This is a genomic window from Sphingomonas sp. G5 (genome assembly GCF_052660795.1).
Window position 1 is genome coordinate 547,155 of record NZ_CP109660.1, and the last position, 12,667, is coordinate 559,821.

A 12,667-nucleotide genomic window follows, 5' to 3' on the forward strand; every position below is an offset into this window, starting at 1 on the left:
GCGACATCCGGCGACGGCGACAGGGAGGCGTCATAGGGTGAAACCATGAAAAGTGTCGTGCGCGGGGCTCTCGCCCTGGCGATGTTGTTCGCCGGTATCTCCCACCTGACCTTCGCGCGGCGCGACTTTCAGGCACAGGTCCCCGATGTCCTGGTGGAGAAAGGTCCCCTCGATCGCGACGCCGTGGTCGTGGCATCCGGGGTCGTCGAGGCCGCCTTCGGGCTTTCGCTCCTCGTTCTGCCCAAGGAGCGTCGTCGCATCGGCGCGGCTCTCGCTGCGTTCTTCGTCGCCATCTTCCCCGGCAACATCGACCAGTGGCGAAAGGGGCGCTCGGCCTTCGGATTGGACACCGACCAGAAGCGCCTCGGCCGACTCTTCTTCCAACCGCTGCTGGTGGCGGCCGCGTGGTGGTCGACACGTTGACCCGTCGATGACGGACGCCGTCAGCCTGGACCTCGTCTTCGACGACGAGACGGATGCCGCGGTGCGTGCGGAGTGGGACGCCCTGCTCGCCGCTGACCTGCCGAGTCAGGCCCGTCACCGGGGTGAGAGCAACCGCCCTCACGCGACGCTGCTCGTCCGCTCCTCGCTGGCCCCGTTCGATGTCGCAGACCTGTGCGGTTTCCTCCCCCTCTCGCTCACGCTCGGCGCGCCGCTTCTCTTCGGCGCGGGGCGGCATCGGGTCATCGCGCGCTCGGTCGTTCCCACGGCAGCGGTACTCGCTCTGCATGCGCGCCTTCACGAGCTCGCCGGGCCGGGCGCCGACGTCGACCGCACGGTGCCCGGCGCGTGGACACCGCACGTCACTCTGGCTCGCCGGGTCCCGCTGGACCGCATCGGTGAGGCGCTGGACGCTCTCGGACACCACGGCGGGGGAGACCTCGAGGCGCGAGCCGTCGCGATTCGTCGTTGGGATGCCGCGACCAAGACGGTGACCGACCTCGTCGGACGTGGCACGCTGGAACAGTGCTGACCGACGACGCCCTCTCCTTCCTCCGCGAGTACCACCTGGCCACCCTGTCGACCGTGGGACGTTCGGGTCGCGTGCACGCGGTACCTGTCGGGTTCACCTACGAGGACGGCGTCGTCCGTGTGATCGGCTCGCGCGGAACGCAGAAGTTCGTCAACGCCGAGCGCAGCGGCCGCGCCTCGATCTGCTCGGTCGACGGCGCGCAGTGGATCAGCTTCGAAGGCCCGGCGCGAGTGAGCGATGATCCGGAGGCCGTGGCGCACGCGGTCGAGCTGTACGCGGCGCGCTATCGCCAGCCGCGTCCGAACCCGGACCGCGTCGTTCTGGAGATGACCGTCGAGAAGATTCTGGGTTCGGCTTCCTTCCGCGGGTGACCGGCGTATCCTGAGGGGATGTCCCCCGTCACCTCGTCGATGCCCTCCGGGCGTGAGGGGGTCGTCGGCGCGTGGAGCGCCGACGGCACAGGCGCCGTGCACGCCGTCTTCCTCGCCGGGTGACCGGCGCGGGCGCTCCGCCTCGTGCGGGATCGCCCACCGCGCCCCTCCTTTTCGTGACGGGCGTATCGCCGCGCGATCTCATCGCGCGTTGGTCGCCGCACCGGCTCGAACGATGCGGCTCATCGACGGGACTTCCCCATGCACGCTCTCTCTCCATCCGCCCTCCGCTCCAGTTTCGTCAACGTCTCGCTTCGCGAACGCAGCTCGATCGTGATTCCCGCCGACCTCGACGCCACCACGTGGGATCGTCTCGATTACTTCGGTTGGCGCGACGCCAAGACCCCGCTTCTCGGCTTCGTCGTCGCCGAGATCGACGGGAGTCCCGTCGGCCTGCAGCTCCGGCAGACCGAGCAGCCCACGCGCACGCGACCGCAGTGCTCGTGGTGCTCCGATGTGACCCTGCCCAATGACGTCGTCTTCTTCTCCGCACGCCGCGCGGGCAAAGCGGGACGGGCGGGGAACACCGTCGGCACCCTGGTGTGCGCGCGGTTCGAGTGCTCCCGCAACGCGCGTCGTCTGGATCCGCCCGCGTATCTCGGCCATGACGCGGCCGCGGCTCGCGACCGCCGCGTGGAGGCGCTCCGCACCCACGTCGACACCTTCTTCCGGGACATACGCGACGGCGCGTGATCGACACGGGCCGGCGTCGATGAGCCGCCGGTCCGCGGGGTGGGTTCGCGCACGGAGCGCGGGCGCGGCAAGGACCCGGCGGTGGCATTGCGAACGTACGGCCGTGCCATACCGCGAAGGCGGGTCCCGGCCTCCGTGCGCCTGTCGACGAGGCTCCGCGGGAGCCGCGTCGGTGTCGTCGATGTCGATGACGTGATCGTCGTTCATCTCGGTGTCGGCCGTGCGTCCGGCGAAGATGCCGCGTTCTCGCCGACGGCGATGACGAAGCATGCCGCGTAGCGGCACGTCTCGCCGCGAGGCGGGCGTCGGACGCGATAATGTTCAGTGTCTCCCCCGGACACGAGTCGACGTATCTGCGTCGGAGGGGGAGAACGGTGTCGGCAGAATCGCTCGGTGCGGCAAGAGTACGTCTTTCGGGCCGCCTGCGGTCCGCCGTCGGGGGGACGGGCGCCCGGGGCGCGCTCTCCGTCGGTGACGGGGGTCACGGCTCGGCAGCTCGTGCCCAGGCGGATTCATGACTCATATGACGATCGACGACCGACTGGATGCCGTGCTGAACACGCTCGCGGACCGTGTGCGTGAGCTGCGGCGGGAGCGTGACCTCACCGTTGTCGCCCTGTCGTTCGAAGCGGGGATATCGGAGTCCCGCGTCCGCGCGATCGAATCGGGGCGGACGACGGCATCGCTCGCGACGCTCGTCGCACTCGCGGAGACCTTCGGAATCGAACTCGCGGAGCTCTTCGGCGAGACCACGCACGGCGGGGGAAACCGCGACGCGTCGGGCCGTCACGTCGCACCGAGGGAAGAGACGTGGGGCGGAGAGCTCCCGCCCGCGCCGTGGATGTCGGACACCGCCGCAGCCTCCACACCGAGCCGATACGTGGTTCCCAGCGAGGTGGTGTGGGGAGGTGAACTCCCCGCCGCCCCCTGGGCGACGCCGAAGGCGGATCCGGAGCCTTCGGAGCCGACGGGTCTTCCGGAGCCGATCGCGTCGGCGTCGGCGCCGAACCGGTCGACGGAGAAGACCTGGGAGGGTCCGCTTCCGGCGGCACCGTGGAGTGTCGAAGCGGCAACCGTGGCCGTCACCGGCTCGAATGCACCGGCCACCGGCCACCGGACGGCGTCACCGTCCGCGGTCGCGGGACGTCACGAATCTGCGTCGGTGCGACATCGGGACGGTGCCGCGCGTCTCGCGCTCGTCACCTCCGACGCTCCGACGCGGTCGCGGGAGCCGCGCACCTTCTCCGATCTGCGCGAAGGAATTCTCGAGGGACGGGAGTTCAGTTCTCTCCGGGAGTTCGCGATTGCCGCCGTCGCGGAGGCAGGGTACTCGTCCCTCACCGTCGCGCGGATTTTCCGACTGCCGGTCTGGAAGCTCGAGCGATGGATCGCCGAGAAGGGGTACATGGGTCGGCGGTGAGGTCGGGGTGCGCGGAAAGCGCACCCCGACACCTCAGAGAGCGCGGAGCTTCTCGAGCAGGGGAGCGGCGATCTCGTCGACGAACCGCTGCTGCTGCGCGTCGCCCACCTGGACGATGGCGATGTCGGTGAAGCCGGCGTCGATGAACGGGCGCACGCTCTCGGCGAGTTCGTCGAGGTCGGGGCCGCACGCGATGGACTCCGCGACGTCCTCCGGACGGACGAACTGCGATGCGCCGGCGAATCCTGCCGGCGTGGGCAGGTCCGCGTTCACGGCCCAGCCGCCCGCGAACCAGCGGAACTGGTCGTGGGCGCGCGCGATCGCGGCATCCTTGTCAGGGTCCCAGCTGATGGGGATCTGACCGATCTTGCGCGACTCGCCCTCATGGTGCTCGTTCCAGCCCTGGACCAGGCCGCCGTCGGGCTCGGTGGTGATCAGGTGGTCGCCGAGAGGGGCGAAGCGCTCGATCGAGTGCTCGCCGGAGACGGCGACCCCGATCGGGACGCCAACCTCGGGGGCATCCCACACGCGTGCCGAGTCGACGCGGAAGTATTCTCCGTCGTACGTGACGAGATCTCCCGTGTGCAGAGCGCGGATGATCTCGATCGCTTCGACGAGCATGTCCTGGCGTGCATGGACGGCCGGCCAGCCCTCGCCCACCACGTGCTCGTTCAGGTTCTCGCCCGACCCGAGCCCGAGGGTGAAACGGCCGTCGGACAGGAGCTGCAGAGTCGCCGCCTTCTGCGCGACGACGGCGGGGTGGTATCGGACCGTGGGGCACGTGACGTAGGTCATCAATTCGACCTCGGTGGTGGCCTGCGCAACCGCCCCGAGCACGGTCCAGGCGTAGGGAGCGTGCCCCTGACTGGTCAGCCACGGGGAGTAGTGGTCGCTCGAGACGAGGAAGTCGTAGCCGGCGCGCTCAGCGCCGACGGCGTAGTCGACGAGGGCTTTGGGGCCGCTCTGCTCGGTCATGAGGGTGTAGCCGAATCGCGTCATGTCGGCCACGGTAAGGCGGCGATCGCGCTCGTCCGCCGGGGTTGCGCTCGCCGCGGGGATGCGGCAGGGACCACGAAGGGCCCACGACGGAGGTCGTGGGCCCTTCGTGGAGAGGTCAGTCCTCGGGAGCGTGGATGACCTTCTCTCCGTCGAACGTCTCCCGCTCCTTCTTCCTATCGTCGTTGCGGGTCTTGCGGAGGCTGAGGAACGTCGCGACCGCGACCGTCGCCCCGATGAACAGCAGCGAGAACCAGATGGGGATCTCGGGCACCCACAGCAGCGGCTCACCACCGTTGATGAAGGGCAGCTCGTTGACGTGGAGGGCGTGGAAGACGAGCTTCACGCCGATGAACGCCAGGATCACGGCCAGGCCCTGCGCGAGATAGACCAGGCGCTCCAGCAGGCCGCCGATGAGGAAGTACAGCTGACGCAGGCCCATGAGTGCGAAGGCGTTGGCGGTGAAGACGATGTAGGCCTCGTTCGTCAGGCCGTAGATGGCGGGGATCGAGTCGACGGCGAAGACGAGGTCGATGAAGCCGATCGCGATGATGACCAGCAGCATCGGGGTGACGAAGCGCTTTCCGTTCTTGCGCACGGTGAGCTTGTCGTCGTTGTACTCCTCGGTGACGGGGAGGATGCGGCGCACGAACGTCATGAACCTGCCGTTTGCGGGGTCGCTCTCGCCGTGCGAGAACGCCTGACGGTAGGCGAGGAAGAGCAGGAGAGCGCCGAAGATGTAGAAGATCCACGAGAAGTTCTCGATGAGGGCCGCGCCCACGGCGATGAACGCGCCGCGCATGATCAAGGCGATGACGATGCCGATCATCAGCACCTTCTGCTGGTAGATCTTGGGCACGGCGAACCCGGTCATGATGATCAGGAACACGAAGAGGTTGTCGATCGACAGGGCCTTCTCGGTCAGATACCCGGCGAAGTATTCACCGCCGTAGGTCCAGCCGGAGAAGACGCCGATCCCGACGCCGAACAGCAACGCCAGGCCGATGTAGAAAGCCGACCAGCGCGCGGACTCGGCGATCGAGGGCTCGTGGGGCTTACGGACGTGCGCGAAGAATTCGAACACGAAGAACGCGACGGTGATCGCGATCGTGATGATCCAGATCAGAGGGGTGACGCCCATGGCGACCTCCAAGGGAAGTAGGTGTACGACGAGACACCAAGGTCTCCTCCACCCGACGAGATGGGCCGACGTCCCGGGCTCACGATGGCGTGATCCGTATTGACGAGAACGTCGCGGCGGGAGTACTCCCCTTGCTGGGTGCGATTCTACGGCATGGGACCGCGCGCGCTCGGCCTGGACATCGCCTCCGGCCCCGTGCTAGTCGAAAGCAACCGGATGCCGTGACCCGGGCGGCCTCTCAGCGCGGGGGAGCGCCGCCCACGATCGCGTCGACGAGGGTGAGCATGTCGTCGCCGTCGAACTCCTCGCGACTCAGCGCCCGCAGGATCACCGCCCCGAGGAGCGCGTCGGCCGCGGCATGGAGCCGCGGGCCCGTCACTCCGCCCATGGCCCGCGACAGGCTTTCGACGAGGGGAGCCGCGAGGATCTCGGCCCGGAGTCGCCGACCGGTCTCGGCGCTGCCCGCCGCGGCCGCGACGAGAGAACGCAGGAGCCCTTCTCCGTCGGGACTCGCCCGCAGGGTGAAAAGGTCGGTCAACCACACAGCGAGGTCGGTCCGGGGGTCGCCCGTGTCGGGCAGCTCTCGCTGCCCTCCGAGCAGGCGCCCCTCGAGGATCGCCTCGGCGATGACGTCGCCCTTGCTCGTCCACCAGCGATAGATGGTCTGTTTGCCGACGCCCGCGCGCCGGGCGATCCCCTCGATGGTGAGGTGGTCGTAACCGCGCTCGGCGAAGAGCGTCACGGCCGCGTCGAGGATCGCCAGGCGTGCCGCTTCGCTGCGGACGGGTCCACTGCGCGGAAGGGTCATGACTCACATTCTGGACGATCCGGGCCAATAACGAGACGAGACGGTGCGTGTTATCTTTGGGCTGACTGGTCGGAGCCGACGGTGCTCCCTCGCGCGCACCGCACGAGAGGAACACCCCGCATGGCCGAACTGCTGCACCGCCTCGGAACGTTTGCGGCCCGCCGCGCGTGGACGGTGATCGTCGCGTGGGCCGTCATCCTCGGCATCGTCGTGGGCGGCTTCCTCATCGGCTTCAAGGGACTCAGCTCGAGCTTCGACATTCCGGGAACGGCATCCGGGGACGTGATCTCCGAACTGCAGGGGAAGCTCCCCGATTTCGCCGGAGCATCCGGAGCGGTGGTGTTCCGCACCGACGACGGCTCGGCTCTCACCGACGAGCAGAAGACCGAGATCTCGGCCCTGGTGGCCTCGGCGGGCGACCTGCCCGACGTGGCCCGCGTCACCGATCCGTTCACCGCCCAGCAGCAGCTCGAGGATCAGCGCCAGCAGGTCGTCGACGGTCGGCAGAAGCTCGACGAGGCCCGCGCTCAAGCGGAGTCGGGTCAGCAGCAGCTGAACGCGGGGAAGGCTCAGCTCGAGGCCGGACAGCAGCAGCTCGACCAGGGCAAGGCGCGGATCGAAGCGGCACCACTGCCCTCAGCTCAGAAGCAGGCCCAGCTCTCCGCCCTCGACGCGCAGCAGCAGCAGATCAACGAGCAACGCTCGGCTCTCGAACAGCAGCAGACGCAGCTGACCGAGGGACTCGCCCAGATCGACGCGCAGCAGGCGCAGCTCGATGACGGCTCGGAGCTGCTCGGCTTCGCGGATGCCATCCGACTGGTGTCGGAGGACGGATCGACGGCGATCGTCAACGTCTCGTTCGACAAGCCCCGACTCGAACTCACCGAGGCGTCGAAGGAAGCGGTCGTCGAGCACTTCACCGCCGACCCGGTCCCCGGTGTCGGCGTGGCGTTCAACACCGAGATCTCGCAGGGCGTACCCGAGATCTTCGGGGTCGGCGAAGTCGTGGGCGTCGCCATCGCCGGCATCGTCCTCGTCGTCGTGCTGGGGTCGCTGCTCGCGGCCTCGTTCCCGATCGCCACCGCCATCATCGGTGTCGCCATCGGCGCCATGGCGACGCTGTCGTTCTCGGGTGTGATCCAGATGGCATCCGTCACCCCGTTCCTCGGCGTGATGCTGGGCCTCGCCGTCGGCATCGACTACTCGCTCTTCATCCTCTACCGCCACCGCAAGCAGCTTCTGTCGGGGGCGGATGTGCGCGAATCGATCGGCCTCGCGAACGGAACGGCGGGCAACGCCGTCGTCTTCGCCGGGTCCACGGTCATCGTCGCGTTGCTGGCGCTGAACATCACCGGCATCCCGTTCCTCTGTCTGATGGGAACCGCGGGCGCGGTGAGCGTCCTCGTGGCGGTGCTCATCGCCGTGTCGCTGACTCCCGCCCTGCTCGGGCTCGCCGGTATGCGCATCCTCAGTCGCAAGGCGCGCGCTCGGGCGGCCGCCGCGTCGGACGCCGCCGAGCACCCGCGCCGTGCGGCCCGCACGGAGCTCGTCGAGGCCCAGGAGCATCCGCGTCGCGCCGCTCGCGCCGAGACCGGCCCGGTCGCGACCACCGGCCGAGCCGTGCGCCCCATGTCGACCGTGCGCGCCGTCGTGACGATGCTCGTGGCGACCGTGGTGCTGCTGGTGATCGCGATCCCCGCCCTGTCGATGCGCCTGGGACTGCCCGACGGTGGCAGCGAGGCGGAGGATTCCACCGGCTACAAGGCCTTCACCTGGAGCGAAGAAGCCTTCGGAGCCGGATCGAACGCTCCGCTCCTCGTGACGGCGGCGTTGCCCACGGGTACCGCCGAGGCTGACGTGCAGGGACTTCAGCTCGACGTGGCGCGCGAACTGTTCTCCCAGGACGACGTGGTCGCCGTGGCTCCCGTCGCGGTGTCCGAGGACCGCACGCTCGCCGCCTTCCAGGTCATCCCCGCCGAGGGCCCGAACGCGGTGTCGACCGACCGGCTGGTGCGCGACCTGCGGTCGCTGCCCCCGGTCGACGGCGACATCGAGCTCGGCGTCGCGGGAGCGGCGGCCATCAACATCGACATCTCCGAGGGGCTGGCCGACGTTCTGCCGATCTACCTCGTGGTCGTCGTCGGCCTGTCTTTCCTGATCATGATCATGGTCTTCCGCTCCCTGCTCGTGCCCCTGATCGCCACCCTCGGCTTCGTGCTGTCTCTGTTCGCGACCTATGGAGCGGTCACCGCGGTCTTCCAGTGGGGATGGCTGGGAGGGCTGTTCGGTGTGCACAACCCGGGACCGATCCTGAGCTTCCTGCCGGTGATCCTCGTCGGCATCCTGTTCGGTCTCGCGATGGACTACCAGCTCTTCCTGACGACCGGCATGCGCGAGGCGTGGGCGCACGGCGCGGCGCCGCGGCTGGCCGTGGCGCAGGGTTTCCGCGCGGGTCGGACGGTGGTGATCGCGGCGGCGATCATCATGATCTCGGTGTTCTCGGGCTTCATCACCTCGGAAGCCGTCATCATCAAGTCGTTCGGTCTGGGACTCGGTCTCGGCGTGCTCTTCGACGCGTTCATCGTGCGCATGCTGCTGATGCCGGCGATCATGCACGTTCTCGGCGGCGCCGCGTGGTGGCTGCCGCGCTGGCTCGACCGCATCGTGCCGAACGTCGACGTCGAAGGGGCGGCCCTCGAGCGTCGCCACCCGGGACACCACGGCGCGTGATCACCCACGGCCGGGGGAGCGCAAGCCCCGGCCGACGTCGCCGTCGAGGCCGCATCATGCGGGTACCACCCTTTCCGAGGAGGACGACGATGACTGAACGCGAAGAGACCCAGGACGCCCCCGTCATGGACGGCGCCACCGATGCCGGTGCGGCAGAGAAGAAGGAGGGCGCGCAGCAGCAGCGCGCCGCCGACGCCGCGGTCCACGAGGACGACGACCCCGCGCAGCACGAACTCGAGGACGACATCCGCAGCATTCGTGGGTACGGCGAGGACCGCTGAACGACACGACGACTCCCGCCCGGAGCCCCATGTGGGGGACGGGCTCGACGGGCGGGAGCCGTCGGGGACGCCGAGAGCGGCGTCGTCCGCACCGGCGATGCCGGGGCCGGGTACCGAAAGAGTACGCCGCTCCCGGTGAGCTGACGCGTGCTCTCAGCCGATGCGAAGGCGGCCCCGCGCATTCTCGCGGGACCGCCTTCCGCCTGCGTGCATCACGAGTCCGTGGGGATCTCGCCCGCCGCGATCGCGTCCGCGTAGGTGCGGATGTCCGGTCCGGGCTCGTAGTCGATGAAGCGGTCTTTGATTCGTGCGTTGATCTGCGCGAATGCCTCGTCCGACGAGATCCCGTCGCTGTCACGGGCGATCGCGACGACGGCCTCGCGCAGCACCGCGTCGGCGTCGTCGAGGATCTTCTGGCGGGCGGGCTCGTTCCAGCGGATGTCTGAGATGTCCATGGCGACACGGTACGGTCGGCTCCGATCCGTCGATCCCGGGGTTGCATCGCACGGGTCGATGTGCGCGGCAACCCGCCTTCCTCGCTTCCGTCGGCACGGCACGATGGAGCGATGTCGAAGGATGCCGTGAACACCGTGCGGCAGAGGATCCGTACCGGTCTGCGCGACGCCGCGTGGTGGGCACGCGACTATCTCTACGCCGCTCGCGCCCAGGTGCGGTCTGCGCGAGGACGGGACGCGCCCGATGTCCTCGCCGACGGCGAGGGCACGCCGATCGTCCTGCTCCCGGGGATCTACGAGACCTGGCGTTTTCTCGAGCCGCTCGCGCGAGCCCTGCACGCGCGCGGTCACCCCGTGCACGTCGTGACGGAGCTCGGCGGCAACCGCCGACCGATCGCCGAATCCGCCGAGCGGGTCGCCGCCCTGCTGATCTCGCGAGGCCTGGACGACGTGGTGATCCTCGCCCACAGCAAGGGCGGCCTCATCGGAAAGCACGTGATGGCGTTCAGCCCGGCCGGCGAGCGCGTCCGCGCGATGGTCGCGGTCGCCACCCCGTTCGGAGGGTCTCGCTACAGCCGACTCATGCCGACGCCTTCGCTGCGCGCCTTCGCCTCGGCAGACGCGACCATCAGGGCGCTCGCCGCGTCGGCTGCGGCGAACACGCGCATCGTCTCGGTGTTCGGCGTGTTCGATCCGCACATTCCCGAGGGCAGCGAGCTCGCCGGTGCCCGGAACGTCGTCCTCGCCAGCGGGGGGCACTTCCGCGTGTTGGACGACCCGCGAGTCGTCGCCGAGGTGATCCGCGTCGCGGAGTGACCGTCGGGTTCAGCGGCCCCCGCCGCCCCCGCCGCCCATCCCCCCACCGGAGAACCCGCCGCCGAACGAGCCTCCCGAGAAACTTCCCGCCCCGCTGGTCGTGACGGCGACCGGCGTGCTCGCGCTGTGCAGCGAGCCGAGGGTGGTCGCGAACGCCACCGCGGAGAAGCCGTCCCCGCCCGCGTACCAGGGCAGATCTGCTCCCGTCTCGCGGACGCGGGTGTCGAGAGCCTCGGCCCACTCCTTCTCCACGCCCCAGACGACGGCCCAGGGAAGGAGTCGCTCGTACAGATGCAGCACCTGCCTCGGATCGCCCGGGTCCACGGGGGTTCGCTCGGCGCCCCGCGGGCTCTGCAGCACCCGCATGCGGTCAGCCTCGGCGAGCTGCAGGTAGTCGCGCAAGCCTCGGAGATGATCGCGCGCCGGGGCGCCGGCATCCGTGATCCGATCCCGATACCGCAGAACGACGAAAGCCAGGATTCCGAGCACCACCGTCGCGGGGATCGCGACGATCTGCCACCAGACCGGTGCCGTGCCGGCCGCGGCGAGGATCAGCGCCACCACTGAGACGACGAAGGCGAAGACGGCCACCGTTGCGGCGAGGATCGATCTCCCCGGCTTCTGCTTCTCGGTCCACCCGCGCGTGCGCAGTTCGGCCGAGGCCGAGGCCGGAAGCTTCTGCAGTGCCTTCGCGACGTCCTGTCTATCGGGGCCGAGTCTGACGCGCTGCCCGGGATGCGGGGCGTCGCCGAAGACGGCGCGGATGATCGCGGCGTGGAGCGCGGGTGCCCCGGCTGCCCGGGAGAACTCGAGTTCGAGAGCCCCGCGGTCTCCGGGGCTCTCGACGATACGGAGGTGCCCGGCGACGGCCGCGTCGAGAAGAGCGGCGGGGATGCCGGCACCCCGGCGCTGCACCAGTTCGGCGCCCTGGACGACGTCGAGGCCCTCAGGCGGCCCGTACTCGGGGACGATGACCCCGCGTCCCGGAGCGTCGCGACCGCGCCGCCGGGCGGCGAACGCGGCTCCGACGCCGACGACGCCGAGCCCGACTGCGGCGATCGACGCGCCGGCGAGGAGGGGGGCGGCGTCGACGGAGAACTGCTCGAGAGGGGTCCGCACGACCTCGCCGGGAACGAAGGTGCCACGGACGAAGCCGACGGCGATCGTGACGTTCTCCCTCGTCGAGAGCGAGCGCTCGCCGGCCGAGAAGACGGCGGATCCGTCGGGCTGCCCGGTCTCGGTGATGTCGCACCGCTGGTCCGAGCCCTGTCGGCCGACGTAGCACGATGCAGCGCCATCCTTCAGAGCGAGGGCGAGCGCCGGATCTACCGTCAATCGCACCGATACCGCGCCGAACGGCTGATCCCACTGCGTCCCGTTCACGTCGCGGTAGAACTCGTCGGCATCCGTGTCCGCGAAGGAGCGGATCGTGTCTCGCTGGATGTAGGAGATGACATAGGTCTGGACGCCGCGGACGTAGGAGTCGTCTCCGGTCAGGACGCGCACTTTGCGCCTGTCCTGCTCGACCTCGTACGGAACGGTGGTGCCGGAGGCGTCGGTCACCGAGATGATCCGCGTCTGCAGGGGGACGCCGTCGTAATCGTCGGGGATCGCGCGGACGATCCCTCGGTTCTGGTCCTTCTCGGGGAACCGCGCCACCAGTGTTTCGGTCACCGCGAGCTCGGCGTGGCCGTCATCCGCGCGAGACAGCGTCATCTCCGCATCGAAGGAGTCGAAGGTGAACTCGCTCGTGTCCGCGGAGGCGGCGTGCGGCGCGCCGATCACGATGAGCAGCGTGATCGCAACGATGAGCGCCGCGGCCCACGCGCGCCGGATGCGCAGGGAGGAGGAGGCGAGGTCGTGCATCATCCGACGGTATGCGCCCGGGGCTCGGGGCGACTCCCCCCTGCGACGGATTCCGTC

13 protein-coding genes are annotated in these 12,667 nt (G+C 69.4%); 8 read left to right on the forward strand and 5 right to left on the reverse strand.

Going from position 1 to position 12,667, the window contains the following annotated elements:
• Positions 1-45 precede the first annotated feature (45 nt).
• From NE358_RS02620 to NE358_RS02640, 5 genes are all read left to right on the forward strand, one after another.
• Positions 46-423, forward strand: coding sequence for a DoxX family protein (locus NE358_RS02620; protein ID WP_103206759.1), 378 nt, complete (start codon positions 46-48; stop codon positions 421-423).
• Between the two features lie 7 nt (positions 424-430).
• Positions 431-973, forward strand: coding sequence for a 2'-5' RNA ligase family protein (locus tag NE358_RS02625; protein ID WP_141375046.1), 543 nt, complete (start codon positions 431-433; stop codon positions 971-973).
• Entirely contained in the window at positions 967-1,344 is a 378-nt protein-coding gene (locus NE358_RS02630) for a PPOX class F420-dependent oxidoreductase (protein WP_103206757.1), read from the forward strand. The genes NE358_RS02625 and NE358_RS02630 overlap by 7 nt, the downstream gene beginning before the upstream one ends.
• Positions 1,345-1,605: 261 nt before the next feature.
• Positions 1,606-2,097: an FBP domain-containing protein gene (locus tag NE358_RS02635; RefSeq protein WP_103206756.1), complete on the forward strand. Its 492-nt coding sequence runs from the start codon at positions 1,606-1,608 to the stop codon at positions 2,095-2,097.
• Between the two features lie 514 nt (positions 2,098-2,611).
• Positions 2,612-3,517 (forward strand): helix-turn-helix domain-containing protein, encoded by a 906-nt coding sequence (locus tag NE358_RS02640; RefSeq protein ID WP_289941228.1) that lies wholly within the window; start codon positions 2,612-2,614, stop codon positions 3,515-3,517.
• Positions 3,518-3,550: 33 nt separating this feature from the next.
• Here NE358_RS02640 and NE358_RS02645 read toward each other — a convergent pair whose 3' ends face one another.
• The 3 genes from NE358_RS02645 to NE358_RS02655 all read right to left on the reverse strand — a co-directional run bounded on the left by NE358_RS02645 (position 3,551) and on the right by NE358_RS02655 (position 6,462).
• Entirely contained in the window at positions 3,551-4,516 is a 966-nt protein-coding gene (locus tag NE358_RS02645) for an LLM class F420-dependent oxidoreductase (RefSeq protein WP_289941229.1), read from the reverse strand.
• Between the two features lie 115 nt (positions 4,517-4,631).
• Complete coding sequence (locus tag NE358_RS02650; protein ID WP_141375050.1) at positions 4,632-5,654, reverse strand: TerC family protein; 1,023 nt, start codon at positions 5,652-5,654, stop codon at positions 4,632-4,634.
• A 238-nt stretch (positions 5,655-5,892) separates the two neighbouring features.
• Positions 5,893-6,462, reverse strand: coding sequence for a TetR/AcrR family transcriptional regulator (locus NE358_RS02655; protein WP_116238669.1), 570 nt, complete (start codon positions 6,460-6,462; stop codon positions 5,893-5,895).
• Positions 6,463-6,582: 120 nt separating this feature from the next.
• On the opposite strand from NE358_RS02655, the gene NE358_RS02660 reads away from it, so the two are divergent.
• Complete coding sequence (locus tag NE358_RS02660) at positions 6,583-9,192, forward strand: MMPL family transporter (protein WP_289941230.1); 2,610 nt, start codon at positions 6,583-6,585, stop codon at positions 9,190-9,192.
• 89 nt (positions 9,193-9,281) lie between these two features.
• The gene (locus NE358_RS02665; RefSeq protein ID WP_103206750.1) at positions 9,282-9,473 is read left to right on the forward strand and encodes a hypothetical protein; all 192 of its coding nucleotides are present in this window, start codon (positions 9,282-9,284) and stop codon (positions 9,471-9,473) included.
• A 212-nt stretch (positions 9,474-9,685) separates the two neighbouring features.
• On the opposite strand, the gene NE358_RS02670 is transcribed toward NE358_RS02665, so the two are convergent.
• On the reverse strand, positions 9,686-9,928 hold the full coding sequence (locus NE358_RS02670; RefSeq protein WP_103206749.1) for a hypothetical protein: 243 nt from the start codon (positions 9,926-9,928) through the stop codon (positions 9,686-9,688).
• A gap of 111 nt (positions 9,929-10,039) precedes the next feature.
• Between NE358_RS02670 and NE358_RS02675 the strand changes: the two genes are divergently transcribed.
• The gene (locus NE358_RS02675; RefSeq protein ID WP_181904567.1) at positions 10,040-10,744 is read left to right on the forward strand and encodes an esterase/lipase family protein; all 705 of its coding nucleotides are present in this window, start codon (positions 10,040-10,042) and stop codon (positions 10,742-10,744) included.
• Between the two features lie 9 nt (positions 10,745-10,753).
• On the opposite strand, the gene NE358_RS02680 is transcribed toward NE358_RS02675, so the two are convergent.
• Positions 10,754-12,610 carry a DUF2207 family protein gene (locus tag NE358_RS02680; RefSeq protein ID WP_289941231.1) on the reverse strand — a complete coding sequence of 619 codons (1,857 nt, stop codon included), beginning with the start codon at positions 12,608-12,610 and terminating at the stop codon, positions 10,754-10,756.
• Between the last annotated feature and the right edge of the window lie 57 nt (positions 12,611-12,667).

Coding starts and splice junctions, on each gene's coding strand:
- NE358_RS02675 (WP_181904567.1), top strand. CDS start 10,040: ATGTCGAAGGATGCCGTGAACACCGTGCGGCAGAGGATCCGTACCGGT.
- NE358_RS02655 (WP_116238669.1), bottom strand. CDS start 6,462: ATGACCCTTCCGCGCAGTGGACCCGTCCGCAGCGAAGCGGCACGCCTG.
- NE358_RS02645 (WP_289941229.1), bottom strand. CDS start 4,516: ATGACGCGATTCGGCTACACCCTCATGACCGAGCAGAGCGGCCCCAAA.
- NE358_RS02680 (WP_289941231.1), bottom strand. CDS start 12,610: ATGCACGACCTCGCCTCCTCCTCCCTGCGCATCCGGCGCGCGTGGGCC.
- NE358_RS02660 (WP_289941230.1), top strand. CDS start 6,583: ATGGCCGAACTGCTGCACCGCCTCGGAACGTTTGCGGCCCGCCGCGCG.
- NE358_RS02650 (WP_141375050.1), bottom strand. CDS start 5,654: ATGGGCGTCACCCCTCTGATCTGGATCATCACGATCGCGATCACCGTC.
- NE358_RS02620 (WP_103206759.1), top strand. CDS start 46: ATGAAAAGTGTCGTGCGCGGGGCTCTCGCCCTGGCGATGTTGTTCGCC.
- NE358_RS02625 (WP_141375046.1), top strand. CDS start 431: ATGACGGACGCCGTCAGCCTGGACCTCGTCTTCGACGACGAGACGGAT.
- NE358_RS02635 (WP_103206756.1), top strand. CDS start 1,606: ATGCACGCTCTCTCTCCATCCGCCCTCCGCTCCAGTTTCGTCAACGTC.
- NE358_RS02640 (WP_289941228.1), top strand. CDS start 2,612: ATGACTCATATGACGATCGACGACCGACTGGATGCCGTGCTGAACACG.
- NE358_RS02670 (WP_103206749.1), bottom strand. CDS start 9,928: ATGGACATCTCAGACATCCGCTGGAACGAGCCCGCCCGCCAGAAGATC.
- NE358_RS02665 (WP_103206750.1), top strand. CDS start 9,282: ATGACTGAACGCGAAGAGACCCAGGACGCCCCCGTCATGGACGGCGCC.